This window comes from Pseudarthrobacter sp. NPDC092202 (genome assembly GCF_044755505.1).
In the GTDB taxonomy this organism is placed as follows: Bacteria; Actinomycetota; Actinomycetes; order Actinomycetales; family Micrococcaceae; genus Arthrobacter.
This window is the reverse complement of sequence record NZ_JBIVRG010000015.1, coordinates 37,046-59,138: the sequence shown is the minus strand read 5'-3', so window position 1 is coordinate 59,138 and position 22,093 is coordinate 37,046. Positions and strand designations below refer to the sequence as shown.

At 66.1% G+C, this 22,093-nt stretch carries 24 protein-coding genes; 18 read left to right on the top strand and 6 right to left on the bottom strand.

Translation table 11 applies throughout. From position 1 onward, the window contains the following. Nucleotides 1-159 precede the first annotated feature (159 nt). The 6 genes from ACIQF4_RS18235 to ACIQF4_RS18210 all read left to right on the top strand — a co-directional run bounded on the left by ACIQF4_RS18235 (nucleotide 160) and on the right by ACIQF4_RS18210 (nucleotide 4,129). Nucleotides 160-1,755, top strand: a complete 1,596-nt coding sequence (locus tag ACIQF4_RS18235) for a glycoside hydrolase family 68 protein (RefSeq protein ID WP_400517077.1) — start codon at nucleotides 160-162, stop codon at nucleotides 1,753-1,755. 122 nt (nucleotides 1,756-1,877) lie between these two features. Next, nucleotides 1,878-2,351 (top strand): Asp23/Gls24 family envelope stress response protein, encoded by a 474-nt coding sequence (locus ACIQF4_RS18230; RefSeq protein WP_350000913.1) that lies wholly within the window; start codon nucleotides 1,878-1,880, stop codon nucleotides 2,349-2,351. Next, a complete protein-coding gene (locus tag ACIQF4_RS18225; RefSeq protein ID WP_231456966.1) occupies nucleotides 2,348-2,539 on the top strand; it encodes a DUF2273 domain-containing protein in 192 nt (63 codons plus the stop codon). The genes ACIQF4_RS18230 and ACIQF4_RS18225 overlap by 4 nt, the downstream gene beginning before the upstream one ends. Further along, entirely contained in the window at nucleotides 2,536-2,916 is a 381-nt protein-coding gene (locus ACIQF4_RS18220; RefSeq protein WP_400517076.1) for a hypothetical protein, read from the top strand. The genes ACIQF4_RS18225 and ACIQF4_RS18220 overlap by 4 nt, the downstream gene beginning before the upstream one ends. Further along, nucleotides 2,913-3,521, top strand: a complete 609-nt coding sequence (locus ACIQF4_RS18215) for a hypothetical protein (protein ID WP_400517075.1) — start codon at nucleotides 2,913-2,915, stop codon at nucleotides 3,519-3,521. Before ACIQF4_RS18220 ends, ACIQF4_RS18215 begins: the two co-directional genes overlap by 4 nt. Further along, entirely contained in the window at nucleotides 3,518-4,129 is a 612-nt protein-coding gene (locus ACIQF4_RS18210; RefSeq protein ID WP_400517074.1) for a hypothetical protein, read from the top strand. The genes ACIQF4_RS18215 and ACIQF4_RS18210 overlap by 4 nt, the downstream gene beginning before the upstream one ends. A gap of 7 nt (nucleotides 4,130-4,136) precedes the next feature. Here the strand turns inward: ACIQF4_RS18210 and ACIQF4_RS18205 are convergent, their stop codons facing one another. Further along, entirely contained in the window at nucleotides 4,137-5,939 is a 1,803-nt protein-coding gene (locus ACIQF4_RS18205) for a glycoside hydrolase family 13 protein (protein ID WP_400517073.1), read from the bottom strand. Between the two features lie 141 nt (nucleotides 5,940-6,080). On the opposite strand from ACIQF4_RS18205, the gene ACIQF4_RS18200 reads away from it, so the two are divergent. From ACIQF4_RS18200 to ACIQF4_RS18180, 5 genes are all read left to right on the top strand, one after another. After that, on the top strand, nucleotides 6,081-7,367 hold the full coding sequence (locus ACIQF4_RS18200; RefSeq protein WP_400517072.1) for an ABC transporter substrate-binding protein: 1,287 nt from the start codon (nucleotides 6,081-6,083) through the stop codon (nucleotides 7,365-7,367). 7 nt (nucleotides 7,368-7,374) lie between these two features. Beyond that, nucleotides 7,375-8,412 carry a carbohydrate ABC transporter permease gene (locus ACIQF4_RS18195; protein ID WP_400517071.1) on the top strand — a complete coding sequence of 346 codons (1,038 nt, stop codon included), beginning with the start codon at nucleotides 7,375-7,377 and terminating at the stop codon, nucleotides 8,410-8,412. Then, complete coding sequence (locus tag ACIQF4_RS18190) at nucleotides 8,409-9,305, top strand: carbohydrate ABC transporter permease (protein WP_350000902.1); 897 nt, start codon at nucleotides 8,409-8,411, stop codon at nucleotides 9,303-9,305. The genes ACIQF4_RS18195 and ACIQF4_RS18190 overlap by 4 nt, the downstream gene beginning before the upstream one ends. Further along, nucleotides 9,302-9,550, top strand: a complete 249-nt coding sequence (locus ACIQF4_RS18185; protein WP_350000898.1) for a hypothetical protein — start codon at nucleotides 9,302-9,304, stop codon at nucleotides 9,548-9,550. The genes ACIQF4_RS18190 and ACIQF4_RS18185 overlap by 4 nt, the downstream gene beginning before the upstream one ends. Nucleotides 9,551-9,684: 134 nt before the next feature. Then, complete coding sequence (locus ACIQF4_RS18180) at nucleotides 9,685-10,737, top strand: LacI family DNA-binding transcriptional regulator (protein WP_350000896.1); 1,053 nt, start codon at nucleotides 9,685-9,687, stop codon at nucleotides 10,735-10,737. A gap of 19 nt (nucleotides 10,738-10,756) precedes the next feature. Here ACIQF4_RS18180 and ACIQF4_RS18175 read toward each other — a convergent pair whose 3' ends face one another. Both ACIQF4_RS18175 and ACIQF4_RS18170 read right to left on the bottom strand, forming a co-directional pair. Beyond that, on the bottom strand, nucleotides 10,757-11,653 hold the full coding sequence (locus ACIQF4_RS18175) for a hypothetical protein (RefSeq protein ID WP_350000894.1): 897 nt from the start codon (nucleotides 11,651-11,653) through the stop codon (nucleotides 10,757-10,759). Nucleotides 11,654-11,687: 34 nt separating this feature from the next. Further along, nucleotides 11,688-12,494 (bottom strand): exodeoxyribonuclease III, encoded by an 807-nt coding sequence (locus ACIQF4_RS18170; RefSeq protein ID WP_400517070.1) that lies wholly within the window; start codon nucleotides 12,492-12,494, stop codon nucleotides 11,688-11,690. A 255-nt stretch (nucleotides 12,495-12,749) separates the two neighbouring features. On the opposite strand from ACIQF4_RS18170, the gene ACIQF4_RS18165 reads away from it, so the two are divergent. Genes ACIQF4_RS18165 through ACIQF4_RS18150 form a run of 4 tightly spaced genes read left to right on the top strand, consistent with a single transcriptional unit; the run spans nucleotide 12,750 to nucleotide 17,129 of the window. Beyond that, nucleotides 12,750-14,249 (top strand): CoA-acylating methylmalonate-semialdehyde dehydrogenase, encoded by a 1,500-nt coding sequence (locus ACIQF4_RS18165; RefSeq protein WP_400517069.1) that lies wholly within the window; start codon nucleotides 12,750-12,752, stop codon nucleotides 14,247-14,249. Further along, on the top strand, nucleotides 14,249-15,370 hold the full coding sequence (locus tag ACIQF4_RS18160; protein WP_400517068.1) for an enoyl-CoA hydratase/isomerase family protein: 1,122 nt from the start codon (nucleotides 14,249-14,251) through the stop codon (nucleotides 15,368-15,370). Before ACIQF4_RS18165 ends, ACIQF4_RS18160 begins: the two co-directional genes overlap by 1 nt. After that, on the top strand, nucleotides 15,367-16,356 hold the full coding sequence (mmsB, locus tag ACIQF4_RS18155) for a 3-hydroxyisobutyrate dehydrogenase (protein ID WP_400517067.1): 990 nt from the start codon (nucleotides 15,367-15,369) through the stop codon (nucleotides 16,354-16,356). Before ACIQF4_RS18160 ends, mmsB begins: the two co-directional genes overlap by 4 nt. Beyond that, complete coding sequence (locus ACIQF4_RS18150; protein ID WP_400517066.1) at nucleotides 16,353-17,129, top strand: enoyl-CoA hydratase; 777 nt, start codon at nucleotides 16,353-16,355, stop codon at nucleotides 17,127-17,129. The genes mmsB and ACIQF4_RS18150 overlap by 4 nt, the downstream gene beginning before the upstream one ends. On the opposite strand, the gene ACIQF4_RS18145 is transcribed toward ACIQF4_RS18150, so the two are convergent. Next, complete coding sequence (locus ACIQF4_RS18145; RefSeq protein WP_400517065.1) at nucleotides 17,116-18,093, bottom strand: NAD(P)/FAD-dependent oxidoreductase; 978 nt, start codon at nucleotides 18,091-18,093, stop codon at nucleotides 17,116-17,118. The two genes, ACIQF4_RS18150 and ACIQF4_RS18145, sit on opposite strands and share 14 nt — an antisense overlap. 91 nt (nucleotides 18,094-18,184) lie before the next feature. On the opposite strand from ACIQF4_RS18145, the gene ACIQF4_RS18140 reads away from it, so the two are divergent. Both ACIQF4_RS18140 and ACIQF4_RS18135 read left to right on the top strand, forming a co-directional pair. Continuing rightward, nucleotides 18,185-18,760, top strand: coding sequence for a helix-turn-helix domain-containing protein (locus ACIQF4_RS18140; protein WP_400517103.1), 576 nt, complete (start codon nucleotides 18,185-18,187; stop codon nucleotides 18,758-18,760). 73 nt (nucleotides 18,761-18,833) lie between these two features. Continuing rightward, nucleotides 18,834-19,487: a DedA family protein gene (locus tag ACIQF4_RS18135; RefSeq protein ID WP_400517064.1), complete on the top strand. Its 654-nt coding sequence runs from the start codon at nucleotides 18,834-18,836 to the stop codon at nucleotides 19,485-19,487. 33 nt (nucleotides 19,488-19,520) lie between these two features. On the opposite strand, the gene ACIQF4_RS18130 is transcribed toward ACIQF4_RS18135, so the two are convergent. After that, nucleotides 19,521-20,027 (bottom strand): MarR family winged helix-turn-helix transcriptional regulator, encoded by a 507-nt coding sequence (locus ACIQF4_RS18130; RefSeq protein WP_400517063.1) that lies wholly within the window; start codon nucleotides 20,025-20,027, stop codon nucleotides 19,521-19,523. Between the two features lie 91 nt (nucleotides 20,028-20,118). Between ACIQF4_RS18130 and ACIQF4_RS18125 the strand changes: the two genes are divergently transcribed. Further along, a complete protein-coding gene (locus ACIQF4_RS18125) occupies nucleotides 20,119-21,309 on the top strand; it encodes an acyl-CoA dehydrogenase family protein (protein ID WP_400517062.1) in 1,191 nt (396 codons plus the stop codon). Here the strand turns inward: ACIQF4_RS18125 and ACIQF4_RS18120 are convergent. Continuing rightward, complete coding sequence (locus ACIQF4_RS18120; RefSeq protein ID WP_400517061.1) at nucleotides 21,306-22,091, bottom strand: MerR family transcriptional regulator; 786 nt, start codon at nucleotides 22,089-22,091, stop codon at nucleotides 21,306-21,308. The two genes, ACIQF4_RS18125 and ACIQF4_RS18120, sit on opposite strands and share 4 nt — an antisense overlap. Nucleotides 22,092-22,093 lie beyond the last annotated feature (2 nt).

The following is a 22,093-nucleotide window of genomic DNA, read 5'->3' as shown; positions in this document are numbered from 1 at the left end:
GTCCGGGCCTCTTCTACGGGGACTACCCAACCCCGTTCCCCCTTGATACAACGGCGTCCCCGATGACGCCTGCCGTGTCCACGGGGCCGCCGGAGTTCGAAGGGCATGGGCATCCGCCCGTCTTCCACGAACAGTTATAACTCCGCGAGAAGAGCAACAATGCACAAGCACCCCCAATCACCCCGGATGCTGCGGTGGCGCCCCGCCGCCGCAGCACTGGCCACAGCCGTGGCTGCCTCGGCCTTCCTGGCCGTTCCCTCGGCACAGGCCAACGAGCCGGCAGATCCGCCGGCCGCCGAGCAGATGCCGGCCCCCACCCCCGGATTCCCCCTCCCCACGGAACACACGCAGGAAGCCTTCGACCCAGCGTCGGACTTCACCTCCAAGTGGACCCGCGCCGACGCCAAGCAGATCATGGCGCAGAGCGACCCCACCGTGGCCCCCGGTGAGAACTCCATGAGCCCCGACGTCACCATGCCGGAAATCCCCGAGGATTTCCCCGCCATGAACGACGACGTATGGGTCTGGGACACCTGGTCCCTCACCGACGAAAACGCGAACCAGATCAGCTACAAGGGCTGGGATGTCGTCTTCTCCCTGGTGGCCGACCGCCACGCCGGCTACGGCTTCGACCAGCGCCACTGGAACGCACGCATCGGCTACTTCTTCCGCAAGACCAACGCGGATCCTGCCAAGGACAAGTGGAACTACGGCGGCCACGTCTTCGCTGACGGCGCCTCCATCGGCAACACCGAATGGTCCGGATCCACCCGCCTGATGCAGGGCAACCAGGTCAACGTGTTCTACACCGCCACCACCTTCTACGACGTCGCCGAGCGCAACGCGGGCGGCGGCGGAATCGCCCCGGACGCGGCCATTGCCAAGGCACTGGGCAAGATCCATGCCGACGAGAACGGCGTGACGTTCGACGGGTTCCAGCACACCAAGCTGCTGGAACCGGACGGCGAGATGTACCAGACCAAGGAACAGAACCCGGGTTTCGCCTTCCGCGACCCCTACACCTTTGCCGACCCGGCCCACCCGGGCAAGACCTTCATGGTCTTCGAAGGCAACACCGGCGGCACCCGCGGCGAGTACGAATGCAAGCCCGAAGACCTCGGATACCGCCCCGGTGACGCCAATGCCGAGTCCGTTGACGAGGTCAACAGCAGCGGAGCCTACTACCAGACAGCGAACGTGGGCCTGGCAGTGGCGGACAACAAGGACCTGACCAAGTGGTCCTTCCTGCCGCCGATCCTCTCCGCCAACTGCGTGAACGACCAGACCGAGCGTCCGCAGATCTTCATCCAGAATGAGGGCGGCAAGAACAAGTACTACCTGTTCACCATCAGCCACCAGTTCACCTACGCAGCCGGCATGCGCGGCCCGGACGGCGTCTACGGCTTCGTCGGCGACGGCGTCCGCTCGGACTACCAGCCCATGAACAACAGCGGCCTGGCCCTGGGCTCGCCCACGGACCTGAACCTGCCGTCCGAGTCCCCGGAGGCACCCACCCCGAACCAGAACGGCCGCCAGTTCCAGGCGTACTCGCACTACGTGCAGCCGGGCGGACTGGTCCAGTCGTTCATCGACAACGTGAACGGCGTACGCGGCGGCTCGCTGTCGCCCACCGTGAAGATCAACTTCCGGGACGGCATCTCGCAGGTGGACCGGAGCTTCGGCCAGGACGGCCTTGGCCCGTTCGGCTACCTGCCCACCAACGTCCGCGTTGGCGGCGAAGGCCACTACAAGTAGAACCCACTGCCCAACAGGTGCAGGGTACAGGCAGGGACGTCCGGATCACGGGCGCCCCTGCCTGCTGCCGTTAAGTCACCGCCGGGGATAGGGTGGGGATCAAACAGAAGGGGGAGTGCCTGATGGAATACCAGAACCCACAACCCAACCAGGGCATGCAGCACCACACCGTGCCGGCTCCTGTACCCGGCCCCGGCCGTACGGTAATTTCCGAGACAGCCGTCGCCAAGGTGGCGGGCATAGCTGCCCGCTCCGTCCCCGGTGTCTACTCCCTGGGCTCGGTTCCGTCACGCGCGCTCGGTGCCATCCGTGACGCCGTCGGCAGTTCAGACCACGCCGCCGGGGTGCGCGCCGAAGTCGGGGAAACGCAGGTGGCCGTGGATATCAGCCTGGTGGCGAGTTACGGGACACCGCTCCACTCGCTGGCCAACGCCGTGCGCGCCGCGGTCTACCGGGCGGTCGAGGAACTCGTTGGACTGCAGGTGATCGAGGTCAATGTGGAGGTCACCGACGTCTACATTCCGCCACCGGTCAAACCCGCAGCTTCCGGACCTGCTGACATGCCCGGCACAACTGAAAGGGAGGCGCTGCTGTGAACCTCACCGTGGCCGGCGCAGCGATGGGCGCCTTCGTCGCCTTTATGTCCCTGCAGTTCGGGTTGTGGGGCTTCCTTGTTGCCCTCCTCTTTATGGCCATCGGGGCACTCCTGGGCCGGGCCGCGGAAGGGAAACTGGACCTTCGCGGCGTCCTGGACGCCATCATCGGCCGGCGCTCGTCCTCATGAGCTCCACAGCCCCGGCGGTCCGGGGCCAACAGCTGAGCGGCCACAACCGCATCAGTACCCAGGCCCTGACAAGCCTCGCCAAAGCCGCAGCAGCCCACTTCCTCGGGGTGGAACCGGAAGATGTCCGTGCTGACTGGACGGACGACGACGGCCTGCTGGCGCTGTCCCTCGTCGCACCGATCAGCATGCCGCCGTTGAGTGCGGTGGTCCAGAATCCCTCGCGCGTTGAGGGGACCGGTGGTTCCATTTGGGACCGGACCGTGAGGGCAAAGGCAGGCATTTTGGCGGCGGTGGCGGAGCTCAGCGGCTCCGGGCTGAGCCGGGTGGACATCCGGATCACCGGGGCAAAGATCAGTGAAGGGGGGCGGGTGCGATGAACCGCAACGGTGAAGGCCAAAGGCCGGATATGGACCGGATCCTGCGCCGTGAAACCCGGTCAACGCGTGCTGCGGTGGCCACCGTAGCAGCCGTCCTGGTCATTGTGCTGTCAGCCTATGGGCTCCTCGAAGCAGGCGTCCACGCAGTAGGGCAACCGGCCTGGCTGATTGAACCGCAGGTGGCAGCGGAACGCCTGGTTGCCCTGCCGGCAGGAATTCCCTCACTGTTGCTGGGTGCCATCGGTGCTGTGCTGGCAATGGCCGGCCTGGTCTTCCTCCTCAACGGGGTTTTGCCCGGGCGCCGCGCCCGCCACCGCATGGGTGGTGGCCCGGGCGCCGGCGCCCCGGCCGTTGTGGTGGACGATGAAGTCATTGCTTCCTCGCTGGCGCGGCGGGCCCGGCTTGCCGCGAACGTCACGCCGGAACAGGTCATGGTTGTGGTCTCCCGGCGGCAGGTAATGGTGAATGTCCGTCCCACCTCGGGTGTGCCTGTAAACCAGGATTCGGTCCTCGCGGCAGTCCGGAGCGAAGTGGACGCCATGGCACTGGAGCCCTCGCCCGAGGTTCGCGTGAATGTGGCAACCTCCGGAGTGATCGGCGCATGAACAGTACCCCCACCCTCCTCAACCGCATCCTGGTTGCGGCCTTGGGCCTGCTGCTGCTTGGAGTTGGCTGCCTGCTGATGTTGCTGGCCGCCGTACCGGCCGTAGCCTCCTGGTGGCGGGCATGGTCAGCGGACGCATGGAGCGGAATCAACGCGGCGTTTAACGCCACACGGTTTCCCGGGCGGCCCGAGAGTTGGCTGTGGATCCTGGTGGCACTGGCCCTGCTGGTGCTGATCGGCCTGATGGTGGCCTGGGTTGCCCAGCAGGGCAAAGGGCGGGCCGACGTCCTGGCCGTCGAGTACGATCCCGGTGAGGTCCCGGGCGATGTGCGGATCGGTGGGGGAGTGGCGGAGCAGGCGCTGAAGCATGCGCTCGCGCACCGTCCCGACCTCGCCGGCGCCACAGTTACCACCTATGACGTCAAAGGCATGCCCGCGCTGAAGGTCCGGCTCCTTCCGCGGCAGGGTGTTGCCCCGCACCTGCTCGCAGATGAAGTGTCGGTGCTGGTGTCAGCCCTGGAACGGGCGGTGGGAAAGGACATCCCCGTATTGATCCATATCGGGGCCGGAGCGCGGACGCGCTTCCGCAGGGCAGAGCGCGTCCGCTGACCGTCCCCTAGTTCCGGGTCAGGTACACGGCGCAGTCCACGGGAACCTCATTCATCAGCTCCCACTCTGCGGCAGGCTCCGGCCCGCTGGAGAGCGCCACGGACCAGCCTTCGGGGATGGGCGCAGACGCGAAGCCCATGTTTGCGATCACCAGGACGTCCCGGTTGTGGAAGGCTAGCAGGCCGCTTTCCGGCGCGTGGACCTCGGCCCAGGCCAGGGATCCAGTGCCGAGGCGCCGCCCGGACCGGATGGCGAGTGCGGCGCGGTACAGCTCCAGGGTGGAACCTTCCTCGCCATCCTGCTGGTCCGCGGCAAGCGGCCCAAATTCCGCAGGCTGGGGAAGCCAGGGGGACGCAGGTCCGCCCGGGAACGAATCCGCGAAACCGTAACCGGGCTTGTCCGCGGCCCAGGGAAGCGGCACCCGGCAGCCGTCCCGTCCGGTTTCGGCGCCCTGGGTGCGGAAGAAGGTGGGGTCCTGCCGTGCCTCGGCCGGAAGCATGGTGTGCTCGGGCAGTCCCAGTTCTTCGCCCTGGTACAGGTAGGCCGAGCCGGGCAGCGCCAGCTCAACCACTGTTGCGGCCCGGGCGCGGGCCAGCCCCAGGGCAGTGTCCGGCTGTTCGTCGTCCGCGGCGATGCCCTTGGGGAACGTGGTGGGATCCGCCAGGCCGAAGCGGGTGCAATGGCGGACGGTGTCGTGGTTGCTCAGCACCCACGTGCACGGGGCACCCACCGCTGCGGCCGCCTTCAGCGACGCTTCGATCGCCTCGGCCATGCGCTCGGCATCCCAGCCGGCCATCAGGAAATCGAAGTTGAAGGCCTGCTGCATCTCATCCTGCCGGACGTAGAGTGCCAGCCGTTCCGCCGGTTCCACCCAGGCTTCGGCCACCATCATCCGGTCGCTGCCGTACTCGGACAGGACACGGTGCCAGTCCCGGTAGATATCGTGCACGCCGTCCTGGTCGAAGAAAGGCGAGGGCGGATACACCGGGGATACCGCGCGGTGCGGCTCCTCCGCGTTGGTGTGGGCCCCGGGTGCATCACCGGGAGGGGATGGTTCCCGTGGAACCTCGGAAGTGCCCTCCACCATGGCGGCCACCCCGTCCCAGTCGGGAAGGCCCTGCTCCTTGACCATCCCGTGGGCTACGTCCACACGGAAACCATCAACACCGCGGTCCAGCCAGAAGCGGAGGACAGAGCGCATTTCCTCCCGTACCTCCTGGTTTTCCCAGTTCAGGTCAGGCTGCTTGGTGTCGAAGAGATGCAGGTACCACTCTCCTGCGGAACCGTCCGCCTCGGTGACCCGGGTCCAGGCGGCTCCGCCGAAAATCGACTTCCAGTTGTTGGGGGCACGGTTGCCGTCACCGGAGCCAGGCACCTCATCCTTGCCCGGGCGGAAGATGTAACGGTCCCGTTCCGGGGACCCGGGCGGGGCGCTGAGCGCAGCCCGGAACCACTCGTGCTCGTCCGAGGTGTGGTTGGGGACAAGGTCCACGATGACCTTCAGCCCGCGCCGGTGAGCTTCCTGCAACATGGCGTCGAAGTCCTTGAGGGAACCAAAAAGGGGATCCACCTGACGGTAATCTGCCACGTCGTAGCCGCCGTCGGCCTGGGGGGACTTGTAGAAGGGGGAAAGCCAGATGGCATCCACGCCCAGCCGCTCCAGGTAGGGCAAGCGGCCCAAAACCCCGCGCAGGTCACCCATGCCGTCGCCATTGCCGTCGGCGAAGGAACGGGGGTAGATCTGGTAGACGACGGCGTCGGCCCACCATTCCCCAGTTTGGTCAGAGGCAGGAACGCTCGGCTTGGACATTAGGTTCCTCTCAGATAACTTTTTGATGTAAACGCTTGCATTGCCGACAGCAACCTTACTAGTGTGATGGTCACCACAACAACCTCACCACAACAACCGCACTGTCGACTTACTTGTCACTCAGCGAGGAGCTTCAAGCTAATGAAAACCCCTAGATTCCTACTCCCGGCTGCCACCGCCGGCGTCCTGGCCCTGACCCTCACCGCTTGCGGCGGGGGAGGTGGCGGCGGAACCACGGGAGGCGGCAGCGACGCCGAAGCCAACCTCGAAGGCCGCGGGCCCATTACGTATGTACAGGGCAAGGACAACAGCAACGTGGTCCGTCCCCTCCTGGACAAGTGGAATGCGGCGCACCCGGATGAGCAGGTGACGTTCAAGGAGCAGACCGACCAGGCAGACCAGCAGCACGATGACCTGGTCCAGAACTTCCAGGCCAAGAACGAAAACTACGATGTCGTCAGTGTCGACGTCGTCTGGACTGCAGAATTTGCAGCCCGCGGATGGCTGCAGCCGCTCGAAGGCGCCATGGCCGTCAAGACGGACGGCATGCTTGAGCCCACTATCGAGGCCGGGTCCTACCAGGACAAGCTGTACACCGCGCCCGTTTCATCCGACGGCGGCATCCTCTACTACCGCAAGGACCTCGTTCCGGAAGCTCCCAAGACCTGGGCCGAGATGATGGACATGTGCTCCATCGCCAAGGAAAACAACATCGGCTGCTACGCCGGCCAGTTCAAGCAGTACGAGGGCCTGACCGTCAACGCTTCCGAGGCCATCAACTCCGCCGGCGGCTCCGTGCTCGGCGATGACGGCAAGCCCAACCTGACCACGCCCGAGGCTGAGGAAGGCCTCAACAACCTGATTGACGCCTTCAAGAACGGCAACATCCCGGCCGAGGCCATCACCTACCAGGAAGAGGAAAGCCGCCGCGCGTTCCAGGAAGGCAAGCTGCTGTTCCTGCGCAACTGGCCTTACGTCTACAACCTGGCCACCACTGAAGGATCCTCGCAGGTGAAGGACGTGCTGGGCATGGCTGCACTGCCCGGCAAGGATGGCCCCGGTGCTTCCTCGCTCGGCGGACACAATGCTGCCATCAGCGTCTACTCCAAGAACAAGGCCACGGCCCTGGACTTCGTGAACTTCCTGATCGAGGAAGAGCAGCAGAAGTTCTTCGCCACCCAGGGTTCGCTCGCTCCGGTCCTTGGTGACCTCTACGAAGACCAGGAACTCGTCGCCAAGCTGCCGTACCTGCCCGTCCTGAAGACCTCCATCGAGAACGCCGTACCCCGTCCGGTTACCCCGTTCTACCCGGCAGTCACCCAGGCCATCCAGGAGAACTCCTACGCTGCACTCAAGGGCGAGAAGTCTGCTGAACAGGCCCTGGCGGATATGCAGAAGTCCATCGAGTCCGCCGGCGCAGGATCGTAGTTCCATCATGGCAACCGAATTGGGCCCGACGCCGGTAAAAGGGCCGGCGTCGGGCGGGACCCCGGTCCACCACGGACCCAAGGGCGTAGGGGAAGACAACAAGATCCTCAGCCAAGGTAAGTGGGCCACATGGCTTCTTGCCCCGACCGTCATTGCGCTGGGCATTGTGATCGTCTACCCGATCATCAGCGCCATCATCATGTCCTTCCAGAAGGACGCCGGGCTCGATCCGGCAACCGGACTCTTTACCGCCGGTGGCCCGGCCGGCATTCAGAACTACGTGAACTGGCTTGGCCAGCAGTGTGCCGCCCCCGGCGGCGGCACCGTCGCCTGCCCGCCCGGCACGCTGGGCGGCCAGTTCTGGTCAGCCACCGGAACAACGTTCCTTTTCACCGTCATCACGGTCACTTTCGAAACAATCCTTGGTTTCTGGATGGCCATGATCATGGCGCGGACCTTTAAGGGCCGCGGACTGGTCCGTGCGGCAGTGCTGGTTCCGTGGGCCATCCCCACCGCCGTCACCGCCCAGCTGTGGCTCTTCATCTTCGCTTTCGAGGGCATCGCCAACAAGCTGTTTAACGCTTCCATCCTGTGGACCGGAAGCGAGTGGCCGGCAAAGTGGGCCGTGATAATTGCGGACACGTGGAAGACAACGCCGTTCATGGCGCTGCTGATCCTTGCGGGCCTGCAAATGATTCCGGCGGATGTCTACGAGGCAGCGAAGGTGGACGGGGCTACTGCCTGGCAGCGGTTCCGGCTCATCACGCTTCCGCTGGTGAAGCCGGCGCTGATGGTGGCTATCCTGTTCCGTACCCTGGACGCCCTGCGCATGTTCGACCTTCCGTACATCCTCACCGGCGGTGCCAACAACACCACCACGCTGTCCATCCTGGTGATCAACCAGATCAGGCAAGGGTTCAACTCAGCGGCCGCCCTGTCCACCATTACGTTCTTCATCATCTTCCTGGTCGCATTCATCTTCGTGCGGTTCCTTGGTGCGAACGTCGTGGAGCAAAGCGGAGCCACCGGTAAGGGGAAGAAATGACAACCACAGCTGCCTCCACGGAACTGCGGGCACGGCAGGACAAAGGCCGCAAGGCTGCCCAGAACCGGGAGAAATGGGCGCAGGCACGCACGTACATCAGCGCCGTCGTCATCCTGATCTGGTGCCTTGCGCCGGCCTACTGGATGGTGGTGACGGCGTTCCGCGAGGTGGGCTTCACCTACGACACCTCGCTGCTGCCCACCCACGTAACCCTGGACAACTTCGCTACTGCCTTCGACACCTCGTTTGGCAACCGTTTTGGCCAGGCACTCCTGAACAGTGTGTTTATCGGCGTCACCGTCACGGTGATCTCCCTGGTGATCGGCGTCTTTGCGGCTTATGCCCTGGCACGCCTGAACTTCAGGTTCAAGTACTTGGTATTGGGCTTCATTCTGGGCGCCTCCATGTTCCCCGGTGTTGCCCTCATCACCCCGCTGTTCCAGCTGTTCACCAACATCGGCTGGATGGGTACGTACCAGGCCCTGATCATCCCGAACATCTCCTTCGTCCTGCCGCTGACTGTCTATACGCTGACGTCCTTCTTCCGCGAAATGCCGTGGGAGCTGGAGGAGTCAGCCCGTGTGGACGGCTGCACGCAGGGACAGGCGTTCCGGAAAGTGATCATGCCCCTGGCGGCGCCGGCGATCTTCACCACGGCAATCCTGGCGTTCATCTCCTCCTGGAACGAGTTCCTGATCGCCAGCCAGCTGTCCAATGACGCCACGCAGCCGGTGACGGTCGCCATCGCCAGCTTTGCCGGTGCGCAGCCGAACCAGATCCCCTACACGGCCATCATGGCCGCGGGCACCATCGTCACCATTCCGCTGGTGATCCTGGTGCTCGTCTTCCAGCGCAAGATCGTGGCCGGCCTTACGGCAGGTGCGGTCAAGTGACGGGCAACGCTTCCCGCTCCCGCCCCGCGGGGGCGGGAAGCAACCGCCGCAGGGCCAGGTCCGGCGAGGATTTTGACATCATCATCGGGTTCCTTGGCTTTTGGGCCCTGGTCCTGTTCGTAGTCACGCTGTGGATGGAGCTGACGGCCCAGCCTGCCCTTGGCTGGGCGCTGGGCCTGCTGGCCACGCTCCTGGCGCTGTACGGAATGGTGCGCCTGCGGCGGCGGTTGCCGGACCGGAGGTAACACTTCCGGTCCGGCCCGCCGCCGGGCACCCGGGCAGGTAACACTGCGATGCAAGCCGGCGCCCGCAATACCATGGCAGAGGGCATCGCACAGAAGCAGGGCGCATGCCTGCAGGAAGTACATGAGGGGACACCGTGGGACGCACAAGTGAAAGGTCTCAACGGGGCGGCCACAGCGGGGTCAGCATTGAAGACGTGGCGGCAGCCGCGGGAGTGTCCACCGCCACCGTGTCCCGGGCGGTGCGGGGACTGCCCCGGGTGTCACCGGCAACGCGGCAAAAAATCCTCGAAGTCGCCGGAGATTTGGGCTATGTGGCCTCAAGTTCGGCGTCGGGCCTTGCGACCGGCCGGACCAAGACCATCGGGGTGCTGGCGCCTTTTGTGAGCCGGTGGTTCTTTTCCAAGGCCATCGAGGGTGCGGACCGGGAACTGCACGCCCGCAACTACAACCTTTCCCTGTTCAACCTGGGCGGGCACGGCAGCAACCGGGAACGGCTCTTCAGCAAGACCATGGTCTACAAGCAGATCGATGCGCTGCTGGTCCTGTGTATGGCGCTGACCCATGAAGAACTCGAGCACCTGCAGAAAATTGACATACCCCTGGTGGTGGTGGGCGGCCATGTCGAGGAATGCGCCTACATCGGGATAGACGACTACGCAGCTGCCTCCACGGCCGTCCGGCACCTGATCGACCTGGGCCACCGGGACATCGCGCTGCTGCACGGCGACGACGAGACAGACCTGAACTTCGACGTTCCCCGCGTGCGCATCCTGGCGTTCCAGGACGTGATGACGGCGGCCGGGCTTCCCACCAGGCCCGAATGGGACGAATGGGGCGACTTCACGGTCCGCAGCGGCCAGGCCGCCTTCCGCCGCCTCTGGTCCAAGCCCGGGACGAAGCCAACCGCCATCTTCTGTGCCTCGGACGAGATGGCCATGGGCGTGATCTTCGAAGCTTCCCGCCTCGGCGTCCGGGTGCCGGAGGACCTGTCCGTGGTGGGCATCGACAACCACGATTTCGCCGAGGCCGTGGGCCTGACCACGGTGGGCCAGCGGCCCGACGAGCAGGCCGAGCTGGCCACCAAGATGCTCCTTGATGAACTGGACGGGCAGGCTGGATCGGTCCAGTCCGCCGTCGCGCCCCATGAACTGATCATCAGGAGGACCACGGCGCCGCCCCAGCCCTAGCCGCTCCGGCCCTGGGCAGCTAGGAGGCGCGCGCCAACTGCCGGATCGGAATCCAGCGGGACGCCAGCCGGCGGTAGGCGGCAGCGGCACCGGTCATGTCGCCCTCTGCCAGGCACTCGATGCCCAGCCTGATGTCCATGGGGGATTCGTCCGGGTACACCTTGTCCGCAACAGCACCGTAATCAAGCTCCACCATGGAGTCCACGTGGAACAGTTCAAGCCACTCGGTGAGCTGGGCAAGATCGTCCAGCATGTCCAGGTCCGGCGCCGCCAGTGCCAGGTTGGCCACCGCGTAGCGCGCACGCTCCAGGGCCTCGGTGATGGGCGCCCACACCCGCACCGTGACGATCCGCCCCCCGGACTCCACAACGTCCTTATGGTCCGATTCCATAAACAGCGAGAACCAGCTGAACGGGATTCCCCACGTGGAGGCCCGGGTGTGCACGCGGGTGGAGCCGTCGCGGGCCTTCACCTGGTCGATCCGTTCCTGGTGCTTGTCCCGCTGTTCCTCGGGAATCAGCAGTTCCGCCAGCGGGCCGTGGATGCCCTCCATCAGGGCATTGGCCGCAAGGCCGGCACGCAGCACCAGCTGGCTGGGGCAGTAGAGCAGCACAGGCTCCGCGGCATCGCCGTCGGCGGGAGGTTCACCGGCACTGCCGCCGGAGGGTGCCGGGACGCTCGTGACGCGTACCAGGTCAGTGCGGCCGGTGGGGAAGGGGTCGCCGCCGGAGCGCGTGATGCGCCCCAGCGAGGCAAGCAGTTCGGCGTTCTCGACGGCGGCGCGGGAGGCAGTGCGCGCCCCTGCCTCCTGGATCGCCTGGCGCTGCTCTTCGGGGAAGGCGTCCAGCGGTTCGTAAACGCGCAGGGTTGACGAGAACGGCAGGCCGGCCTGGCCCCGGTAAAGGCTTCCGGTCATGACGGCCTCCTTGCGTGGGTCCAGGACACGGTCATCAGTCCGCCAGTTCCACCAGAACGGGGGCGTGGTCCGACGCGCCCTTGCCTTTGCGCTCCTCGCGGTCAATGGAAGCGCCGGTGACCCGTGCTGCCAACGCCGGGGAGGCCAGCACGAAGTCGATCCGCATGCCTTCCTTCTTGGGGAAGCGCAGCTGGGTGTAGTCCCAGTAGGTGTACACGCCCGGACCCGGTGTGAAGGGGCGCACCACATCGGTAAATCCTGCCGACTCGAAGGCATGGAACGCGGCGCGTTCCGGCGGGCTGACGTGGGTATAGCGGTTGTTGACGAACAGGTCGATGTCCCACACGTCCTCGTCGAAGGGCGCGATGTTCCAGTCGCCCATCAGGGCCACCTGGGCACCCGGGTCCTTGGTTACGAGCTCCTGGGCGTGGGTCTTCAGGCTCTCCAGCCACTTGAGCTTGTACGGCATGTGTTCGTCATCCAGGGAGCGGCCGTTGGGGACATAGAGGCTCCAGATGCGGACCCCGGCGCAGGTTGCCGCCATGGCGCGGGCCTCCTGGACCGGGTCTTTCCCCGCCTTGCCGAAAGAGGGCTGGTCAAGGAACGTCCGCTCAACGTCCTCCAGGCCCACGCGGGACGCGATGGCAACACCGTTCCATTGGTTCACACCGAAGTGTGCCACCTCATAGCCCATGCGTTCAAAGAGTTCCCACGGGAAGTTATCGTCCTTGCATTTGGTCTCCTGGATGGCCAGGACGTCGCAGTCGCTGCGCTGAAGCCAGGCTTCAACGCGATCGGCGCGGGCACGGAGCGAGTTCACATTCCAGGTAGCTATTTTCACAGTTCCTAACCTACCTTGAGCGCCGGAAATGCGGACGGGGCAGGGCTCCAAAACGGGGCACAATGGCGCGGACACGCCCGCGCATACAGCTCCATCCGGCAGGAGCCGGCGCCAATGTGCCCCGGGACGGCGGCGCCTGGCGCATGCCCGGGCTGGAGGGGCAGGGACGGGATGAGGCCGGTGGAAGTTAGTAGGAAGTCCGAGTATATTCGCAACCAGAAATGACCTGCATCACATGCGAAGGAGCGTGCAGTCATGGTCCGCGAGCTGTCCCACTACGTCGGCGGCCACCACGCAGCAGGCCTCTCGGGCCGCTTTGGCGACGTCTTCGACCCCTGCGCCGGCCAGGTCCAGGCCCGGGTGCCGCTTGCCGGCCGGGAAGAGGTTCACAGCGCCGTTGGCATTGCGGAAAAGGCGCAGGTGGAGTGGGCGGCCATGAATCCCCAGCGGCGGGGGAGGATCCTGCTGCGGTTCGTGGACCTGGTCAACCGGGACCTGGACCCGCTCGCCCGGCTCCTGTCCTCCGAGCACGGGAAGACCCTCGCCGACTCGAAAGGCGACATCCAGCGCGGCCTGGAGGTGGTGGAGTTTGCCGCCGGGGCGCCCCACCTGCTCAAGGGTGAGTTCTCCAGCGACGCCGGTCCGGGGATAGACATCCACTCTCTCCGCCAACCCCTGGGCGTGGTAGCCGGCATCACGCCGTTCAACTTTCCCGCCATGATCCCGCTGTGGAAGTCCGGCCCTGCCCTGGCCGCCGGTAACGCGTTCATCCTGAAGCCCTCCGAGCGGGACCCCTCGGTACCGCTGCGCCTGGCCGAACTGTATACGGAAGCCGGCGTCCCGGACGGGGTGTTCAACGTGGTCAATGGCGACAAGGAGGCCGTGGACGCGCTGCTGGAGGATCCGCGCGTCAAAGCGGTGGGCTTTGTGGGTTCCACGCCGATCGCCCGGTACATCTACGCCACGGCCGCCGCCCACGGAAAGCGGGCCCAGTGCTTCGGCGGGGCCAAAAACCATATGGTGGTCATGCCCGACGCCGACCTGGACCAGGCAGCCGATGCCCTGATCGGCTCCGGGTACGGCTCCGCCGGGGAACGCTGCATGGCCGTTTCCGTGGCCGTGCCGGTAGGGGAGGAAACAGCGGAGTGGCTGGTGGCCAAGCTCAGGGACCGCGTGGCAGCCCTCAAGGTGGGCCACAGCTTTGAGCAGGAATCCGACTTCGGCCCGGTGGTGTCTGCCGACGCCAGGGAACGCATCGAAGGCTACATCCAGGCGGGGGTTGACGCCGGCGCCACGCTCCTGGCGGACGGCCGGGGGCTCAGCGTGCCGGGCAACGAGGGCGGCTTCTGGGTGGGTCCCACCCTTTTCGACCACGTCACACAGGACATGCCGATCTACCGCAACGAGATCTTCGGTCCTGTCCTGTGCGTGGTCCGGGCGGCGGACTACGACGAAGCGCTCGAGCTGTGCACCAGGAACGAGTTCGGCAACGGCGTGGCCATCTTCACCCGCGACGGTGATGCCGCCCGCGACTTCGCCACCCGGGTGGATGTGGGCATGGTGGGCATCAACGTCCCCATCCCCGTACCAATCGCCTACTACACGTTCGGCGGCTGGAAAGCCTCGGGCTTCGGCGACCTGAACCAGCACGGCGCGGACGCCTTCCGCTTCTATACCAAGACCAAAACGGTCACCACACGGTGGCCCTCGGGAATACGGCACGGAGCCAGCTTCGTGATGCCGGAAGGAAGTTGATGACGGACAATGCGGCACAGGGCACGGCTGATGAAGGGGCTTCAGGCGAAAGCGGCGAGGTGCTGTTCGAGCGCCGTGGCCGGCTGGGCGTCATTACCCTGAACAGGCCTAAGGCGGTCAATGCGCTCACGGCCGGCATGGTGGGGCAGCTCCTGGAGCAGCTCACCGCGTGGGCGGACGACGACGGCGTTGCCACGGTTTTGGTGCAGGGCGCCGGAGACCGGGGCCTCTGCGCCGGCGGCGACATCGTGGCGATCTACCGGGACATGCTGGCGGGCGGGGAGCAGACCGCCCAATTCTGGGCCACCGAGTACCGGGTCAATTCACTGATTGCCCGCTATCCCAACCCGTATGTGGCCCTGATGGATGGGCTGGTGCTGGGCGGAGGGGTAGGAATCTCCGCGCATGGGTCACTCCGGGTGGTCACGGAACGCACCCGGACAGGGATGCCGGAAACCACCATCGGCTTCGCTCCTGACGTGGGCGGGACGTACCTGCTGTCCCGCGCCCCTGGCGAAACGGGCACCCACGCAGCACTGACCGGGGCCCACCTGAGCGGAGCGGACGCACTGTTCCTTGGCCTGGCCAGCCACTTCGTCCCGTCCGACAAACTGCCCGGCCTCGTGGCGGCGCTGGAACACGAAACGGCGGAAGCCGCCGTCGTGCGTTACAGCACGGAAGCCCCGCCCTCGGCACTGCAGGGACAGCAGGACTGGATCGACGCCTGCTACTCCGCAGATGACGCAGAGGAAATCGTCCGGCGCCTGCGGGGACGCGAAGGAGAGGGAAGCGCCGACGCCTTCCAGGCGGCGGACGCCATCGAGGCGAAGTCGCCAACGTCCGTCAAGGTGACGCTGGACGCCCTGCGCCGCGTGAAAGGCCGCACCCTGGACGAGGCCCTGGCGCAGGAATACCGGGTGGGCCTGCGGTTCCTGGAGGCACCGGATTTCCGGGAGGGCATCCGTGCGCAGGTGGTGGACAAGGACCGGAACCCCCGCTGGAAGCCGCCCACCCTGGCTGAGGTGGCGGCGGACCAGGTGGAACACTTTTTTGCGCCGCTGGGCAGCCGGGAACTGGACCTGCAGGGCGTGGAACCGCAGCAAAAAGGAGCCCGACCATGACCGAAAAGTACACTGTCGCCTTCCTGGGCCTCGGCCACATGGGCGGCCCGATGGCCGTAAACCTGGTCAGGGCCGGCTATGCAGTGGCCGGCTTCGATGTGGTCCCGGCAGCCCTTGAAGCCGCCAGGGCCAGCGGCGTGCCGGTTGCCGGGAATGCCGCTGAAGCCGTCTCCGGGGCGGACGTGGTCCTCACCATGTTCCCCAGCGGCCGGCATGTCCTGGACGCTTACCGCGGCCAGGAGGGGCAGCCCGGACTGCTCGCGGCGGCGAAGCCCGGGACCATGTTCCTGGACTGCTCCACCATCAACGTGGACGAGGCCAGGGAAGCGGCATCCCTCGCCGTTGACGCCGGCCACCGCTCCGTGGATGCCCCGGTCTCCGGCGGGGTGGTGGGGGCGGAAGCAGGCACCCTCACGTTTATGGTGGGCGCGGATGCCGCGGACTTTGAGGCGGTGCGGCCGCTGCTGGACATAATGGGCAAACGCGTTGTCCACTGCGGCGCCCACGGCGCAGGCCAGGCCGCCAAAATCTGCAACAACCTGATCCTGGGCGTCTCCATGATCGCCGTCAGCGAGGCATTCGTCCTGGGGGAGAAGCTGGGCCTGAGCCACCAGGCATTGTTCGATGTGGCCTCCGCGGCGTCCGGACAGTGCTGGGCCCTCACCACCAACTGCCCGGTGCCTGGCCCCGTTCCCACCAGCCCCGCCAACCGCGGCTACCAGCCAGGTTTCGCCGGCGCCCTGATGGCCAAGGACCTCTCGTTGGCCGTCAACGCCCTCAACAGCACCGGGGTGGCTGCCCGGATGGGCCCGCTGGCCGCGGAGATCTACGGTACGTTTGCGGCAGGGGAGGGCGCGGGAAGGGACTTTTCCGGCATCATCACCGACATCCGCGATATGTCCGGCCACAGGGCGGACGGCGGACCACACAACCCAGCTGGCAGTGCACCGCACGGCGCAGCGCAGGACGACGGGAGCCCGGAGTGACCGAATACGCCAACATCCTCGTGGAGCAGCGGGGGCGGGTGGGCCTGGTGACATTGAACCGCCCGCAGGCCCTGAATGCCCTAAACAAAGCCACCATGGAGGAACTGGTGGCCGCGGTGAAGGCCATGGACGCCGATCCCGGAGTGGGGGCGGTTGTCATTACCGGCTCCGGCAAGGCCTTCGCAGCGGGAGCCGACATCAAGGAGATGGCGGCGCAGGGCTACATGGACATGTACGCCGCCGACTGGTTCCGCGGCTGGGAAGACTTCACCCGGCTGCGCATACCCACCATCGCTGCCGTCTCGGGCTTCGCCCTGGGCGGGGGCTGCGAACTGGCCATGATGTGCGACCTGATCATCGCCGGAGACAACGCCAAGTTCGGCCAGCCGGAAATCAACCTTGGTGTCCTGCCCGGCATGGGCGGCTCCCAGCGGCTGACCCGTGCCGTCGGCAAGGCCAAGGCCATGGACCTGATCCTTACGGGCCGGTTCATCGGGGCGGAGGAGGCCGACCGCTGCGGCCTGGTGTCCCGCGTGGTCCCCGCCGAAGACGTGGTGGACGAGGCCCTGAGGGCCGCGGAGGTGGTTGCTTCCAAGTCCAGGCCCGTGGCCATGGTTGCCAAGGAGGCCGTGAACGCCGCCTTCGAGACCGGGCTGGCCCAGGGCGTCCTGTTCGAGCGCCGGCTGTTCCACTCCCTCTTCGCCACCGAGGACCAGAAGGAAGGCATGGCGGCGTTCACGGAAAAACGCCAGCCGGAATTCAGGCACCGGTAGGCGCCAGAGCCCTCCTGTAGGCGTCAACATCTGCTGCCAGCTCCTCAGCCATCAGGTGGTTGTTGATAACGACGGCGGTCCAGGCGGCAGTTGCCGCGGAGGCCAGCACCTGGGCCTTCAGGTCCGTGACATTGCCCGCGGCCCATACGCCCGGGACCTGCGTGCCGCCGTCGGCATCCGTTTCAAGGTAGGTTCCCGCTCCTGACGGGTGTTCTGACGGAGCCAGGCCGAGGCCGGCGAAGGCGTTCAGCCGGGCATGGACCCGGGGCCCCACCACCAGCGCTTCCACGGCAACCTCGGGGCCTCCAGCCAAGGCGACGCCCCGCAGCCGGTCCTGTTCAACCCGGACGGCCTCCACCGCTCCGGCCATCACCCGGATTCCGCGCGCCGCCAGCTGTTCGTATTCGGCCTCGGACGGGGCAACCCTGTTGTTCAGGAACAGCGTGATGGTGCTGCTCCATTGCCGGAAGAGCAGGGCCTGGTGCACTGACCACGGGCCGTTCCCCAGGATGCCGATGGCCTGGTCCCGCACTTCCCAGCCGTGGCAGAACGGGCAATGCAGCACGTCCCTGCCCCAGCGCTCACGCAGCCCGGCGACGGCGGGCAGCTCGTCGGTGAGCCCGGTGGCAACCAGCAGGCGCCGGCCGCGAAGCTGCGTGCCGTCGTCGAGCGTTACGTCGAAGCCCTCCGCCAGGCTGCCGCCGGCAGCCACTACCCTGCCCTGGAGCACTGCTGCCCCGTAGCTCTCAGCCTCCGTCCGGGCGACGGCAAGGAGCGCGCCGGGGCTGATCCCGTCCCGGGAAAGGAAGCCGTGGACCCCGGCGGCAGGGGCGTTGCGCGGTTCCCCGCTGTCCACCACGGCTACGGAACGGCGGCTGCGGCCCAGCATCTGGGCCGCGCTCAGTCCGGCAGCGCCAGCGCCGACTATCAGGACGTCATGGAGTGTCTCTTTGTTTTCAGTCATGGCTCCAATGCTGTTGCGTTTGCCGCTGGACTGGCAAACATTTTTGCTGGAATGGCAAACTTGATGGATGGATATCGGGGACGAAAGCGTCATGGACTCGGGAACAGACGCGGTGCTCGCATCAGTGGGGCCGCGCCTCAAGGCGCTCCGGCTGGCCCGGGACATCACCCTGTCCGCGCTGGCTGGCGCCACGGGCATCTCAGTGAGTACCCTGTCCAGGCTGGAGTCCGGGCAGCGCCGGCCAAACCTTGAGCTGCTGCTGCCCCTGGCGAAGGCCTACCACGTCCCGCTTGATGAGCTGGTGGGTGCGCCGGAAACGGGCGATCCCCGCGTGCACCTGCGGCCCATCACCGCGCGGGGGATGACCATCATTCCGCTCACCCGGAAGCCGGGCGGCATCCAGGCCTACAAGCACATCCTGCCGGCAGGGCCCCTGCAGCAGCCCAATCCGCAGGTGCACGAAGGCTATGAGTGGCTGTATGTCCTGAACGGAAAGCTCCGGATGGTGCTGGGCAGCCAGGACCTGGTCCTTGGGGCGGGGGAAGCCGCCGAGTTCGATACCCGCGTGCCGCACTGGTTCGGCCGCGCGGATGGAAGGCCCGTTGAATTCCTCAGCCTTTTCGGGACCCAGGGCGAGCGGGTGCACATCCGTTCCAAGCCATCCTGACCTGAGCTCCAGCTTTTTCCCAGCTGCGTAAGGTAGACAGGGCGGGACAGCCGGAAGCGGATGGGGGAGCACAATGTTGGGAATGGCGTCAGACGCTGGCGGCTCGACAGATAATTTGACCGGCCTGGTGGGCGTGGCTGCGCGGACCATCGAGCACATGGGCGAGTGGGGCGTGGGTGCTTTTACCCTCGCCGAAACCGTGGTGCCGCCCATCCCCAGTGAAGTGATTTTGCCCTTGGCCGGCTACCTTGCCAAGCAGGGGTCCCTGCAGCTGATCCTCGTTTTTATCACCAGCACCCTCGGCGCGTATCTCGGTGCGCTGTTCCTCTACTGGCTGGGCGCAAAACTGGGCCTTCAGCGTTCCATCCGCGGGCTGTCCAGGCTCCCCCTGGTGGACCAGGAGGACTTTGAGAAGGCCGCGGGATGGTTCCGCCGCCACGGCAGGTCCTCCATCTTCTTTGGCCGGCTGCTTCCGGGTGTCCGCAGCCTCATCTCCCTCCCGGCCGGAGCATCCGGAATGCCCCTGGCCACCTTCAGCGTGTACACCCTGGCGGGCAGCGGACTGTGGAACGGGGCCCTGATCGGCCTGGGATACCTGCTGGGCACCCAATACCAGTTGATCGAGCAGTACTCCAGGTTCCTGAACTACGCGGTTTACGCTGCGCTGGGCGTGACGGTCCTCCTGCTCGTGGTGCGGCGGCTCAAGCGGGAGAAAGTCCGGCGCTGACCGGCCAAACCCCAAGGCGCCCCCACGCCTCCGTCACCCGTCAAAGTCGCCGGCGTTCCGGCGGAAGGCGCCAAGGATGCGGATCAGGTGGTCCAAGTCGCCGGGATCAAACCCCGGGGCGCTGAATACCTCGGCGTTGAGCGCCGCCGTCGAGCGCTTTGCGAGCGTGCGCCCCGCGGTGGTGAGCTCAATCAGCGTGGTCCTGCCGTCAGTGGGGTGCGGGGACCGGTCCACCAGACCCGCACGCTCAAGCCGGTCCACGGCATTGGTGATGGACGTGGGATGGACCTGGAGCAGTGCGCTCGCCTTGTTCATTGGCAGGGAGCCCTTCCTGGCGAAACTCAGCAGGGCCAGGAGTTCGTAGCGGGCAAACGTCAGTCCGAACGGCTTGAGCGTGGATTCGATCCTGGCCAGCAGGATCTGCTGCGTCCGCATAATGGCTGTGATGGCAGCCATGGGAGCGGCGGCGTCGGCCCAGCCCTGTTCCTCCCAGTTCCGCCGTGCTTCAGCAATGGGATCGCGGGGCAATGGGGTACCCATCGAACACCTTTCTTCCACGTGACGCGCATCACTCATGTACCAGCTGTGTGAATATACTAGGACATCCAATGGTTGGGCGACGCGGAGGTGGATGCCGGTGGGTCCCGAAGGACGCGATGAAGCACTCCCCTTTCCCGACGCCGACCTCATGTACGTCGCGGACCTCCTGGCGGGACCCGAGCGCCAGCGCTACCTCCGCATCCGTGAGTTCCTGCAGGACCACGTGCGCGGGCCCTCCATTCCCTACTGGAACCGCGAAGCGTTCCCTTTTGGCCTCCTGGCCGAAATGGGCGGCTACGGCCTGGGCGCCCTCCAGGTGGACGGCAGTTCCACCCTGCTCAAGGGCCTGGTCTACGTGGAGCTGGCCAGGGCGGACGTGTCCCTTTCTGCCCTCGCCGGCATCCACAATGAGCTGATCGTCGGCACCATCAACGAGCTGGGATCCCAGGAACAAAAGCACCGCTGGCTGCCGGGCCTGAAAGCCTTTGCCAGCCTGGGGGCGTTCGCGCTGACGGAACCGGACCATGGCTCCGATATCTCCGGAGGGCTGGAGACCTCCGCCAGGCTGGACGGAGGCGAGTGGGTCCTGAACGGCGCCAAGCGCTGGATCGGGGCCGGCACCATCGCCGACTTCGCCCTGGTCTGGGCACGCGATGCGGCGGACCGGCAGGTCAAGGCCTTCATTGTGGAGACGGACCGGCCAGGCTACGCTGCTGCCAAAATCTGCAACAAGATCGGCCTGCGGATCATGCAGAACGCGGATATCACGCTGCAGGACGTGCGGATTCCGGCGGCCAACCTGCTTCCCGGTGCTACGTCCTTCAGCCAGGCCAACGATTTATTGCGGGACTCCCGGGCCTGGGTGGGCTGGCAGGCTGCCGGAATCCAGCTCGCCGCGTTCGATATAGCCCGCGCCTACTCGCTGGCACGCCGGCAGTTCGGCAAGGAACTGGCGCAGTTCCAGCTGGTCCAGCAGCAGCTCGCGGACATCCTGGGAAACGCCACGGCCTCCCTGGCGCTGATGGTGCAGCTGGCGCGGATCCAGGAGGAGGGGAAGCTGGAAATGGCGCAGGCAGCCCTGGCGAAAGCCACCACCACCAGGCTGGCCCGTGCGTCGGTGGCGATGGGGCGGTCCCTGCTGGGCGGCAACGGTATCAGTGCTGACTTCGAAATGGGCAAGCTGTTTGGCGACGCTGAAATCCTGTACACCTACGAAGGCAGCTACGAGATCAACTCCCTCATCGTGGGGCGGGCCGTGACGGGAAAGTCCGCGTTCGCCTAGAGGTGCTCTTCCGCGTAGGCCAGCAGCGCGTCCCGCACAAAGCGTGCGCCCGGTCCGCCGCCGTAATTGGCCGCAAACCGGGCATCGGCGACGTACATTTCCGCCAGGCCCACAACGTACCCCTTGATGGCCCCGCTATCCTCAGCCGCCGGAGTGCCGGGGATGGACTCCAGCCACTCAACGTGGCGCCGTGCAAGGTCCTGCGCATCGGCGGACACGGGGGAAACGCCGGAAGCAGCCGCGGCAATCCAGTCACTGCCCAGTTTCGCCGCGCGTGACTTCCACTCAAGCTGCCCTGCTGCGCCCAATCCACGCCACCACGCATCGCTTTTCGCGTAGGTGTCCTTGCCCCAGCGCCCTTCCACCTCGTCTTTGTACTGCGTGTGGTCGAACCCGTCGAACATCTTTTCCGCCACCATATCGCCTCCGCCTTTCACTGTTTCGATTGTTTGCCGGACGGATGCCATTTGCCGCGTGAGCCGTTCCTGCTCCTGCGCCAGCCACTCCAGGTGCCGGGCCAAGGCCGTGACGGGATCTGTCTGCTGGCGGAAGACCTCGGCAATGGCCGGCAGGCCTAGGCCAAGCTCCCGGAGCAGGAGGATTCGCTGCAGCTGGAGGAGGGTGGCGCCGTCGTAGTAGCGGTAACCGTTGCTGCCCACGCGGCTGGGTTTCAGCAGCCCAATTTCGTCGTAATGCCGCAGCGTGCGGCTGGTGGTGCCGGCGAGCCGTGCTACGTCCTGGATGGACCAGTCAGGGGCCGCTGTCGCATCTGTTGCATCCATGA

Bases quoted from the DNA above. Each gene is read 5' to 3' on its own strand.
- ACIQF4_RS18235 (WP_400517077.1), top strand. From the start codon at position 160: ATGCACAAGCACCCCCAATCACCCCGGATGCTGCGGTGGCGCCCCGCC.
- ACIQF4_RS18230 (WP_350000913.1), top strand. From the start codon at position 1,878: ATGGAATACCAGAACCCACAACCCAACCAGGGCATGCAGCACCACACC.
- ACIQF4_RS18220 (WP_400517076.1), top strand. From the start codon at position 2,536: ATGAGCTCCACAGCCCCGGCGGTCCGGGGCCAACAGCTGAGCGGCCAC.
- ACIQF4_RS18215 (WP_400517075.1), top strand. From the start codon at position 2,913: ATGAACCGCAACGGTGAAGGCCAAAGGCCGGATATGGACCGGATCCTG.
- ACIQF4_RS18210 (WP_400517074.1), top strand. From the start codon at position 3,518: ATGAACAGTACCCCCACCCTCCTCAACCGCATCCTGGTTGCGGCCTTG.
- ACIQF4_RS18205 (WP_400517073.1), bottom strand. From the start codon at position 5,939: ATGTCCAAGCCGAGCGTTCCTGCCTCTGACCAAACTGGGGAATGGTGG.
- ACIQF4_RS18200 (WP_400517072.1), top strand. From the start codon at position 6,081: ATGAAAACCCCTAGATTCCTACTCCCGGCTGCCACCGCCGGCGTCCTG.
- ACIQF4_RS18195 (WP_400517071.1), top strand. From the start codon at position 7,375: ATGGCAACCGAATTGGGCCCGACGCCGGTAAAAGGGCCGGCGTCGGGC.
- ACIQF4_RS18190 (WP_350000902.1), top strand. From the start codon at position 8,409: ATGACAACCACAGCTGCCTCCACGGAACTGCGGGCACGGCAGGACAAA.
- ACIQF4_RS18175 (WP_350000894.1), bottom strand. From the start codon at position 11,653: ATGACCGGAAGCCTTTACCGGGGCCAGGCCGGCCTGCCGTTCTCGTCA.
- ACIQF4_RS18165 (WP_400517069.1), top strand. From the start codon at position 12,750: ATGGTCCGCGAGCTGTCCCACTACGTCGGCGGCCACCACGCAGCAGGC.
- ACIQF4_RS18160 (WP_400517068.1), top strand. From the start codon at position 14,249: ATGACGGACAATGCGGCACAGGGCACGGCTGATGAAGGGGCTTCAGGC.
- mmsB (WP_400517067.1), top strand. From the start codon at position 15,367: ATGACCGAAAAGTACACTGTCGCCTTCCTGGGCCTCGGCCACATGGGC.
- ACIQF4_RS18145 (WP_400517065.1), bottom strand. From the start codon at position 18,093: ATGACTGAAAACAAAGAGACACTCCATGACGTCCTGATAGTCGGCGCT.
- ACIQF4_RS18140 (WP_400517103.1), top strand. From the start codon at position 18,185: ATGGACTCGGGAACAGACGCGGTGCTCGCATCAGTGGGGCCGCGCCTC.
- ACIQF4_RS18135 (WP_400517064.1), top strand. From the start codon at position 18,834: ATGTTGGGAATGGCGTCAGACGCTGGCGGCTCGACAGATAATTTGACC.
- ACIQF4_RS18130 (WP_400517063.1), bottom strand. From the start codon at position 20,027: ATGGGTACCCCATTGCCCCGCGATCCCATTGCTGAAGCACGGCGGAAC.
- ACIQF4_RS18125 (WP_400517062.1), top strand. From the start codon at position 20,119: ATGCCGGTGGGTCCCGAAGGACGCGATGAAGCACTCCCCTTTCCCGAC.
- ACIQF4_RS18120 (WP_400517061.1), bottom strand. From the start codon at position 22,091: ATGGATGCAACAGATGCGACAGCGGCCCCTGACTGGTCCATCCAGGAC.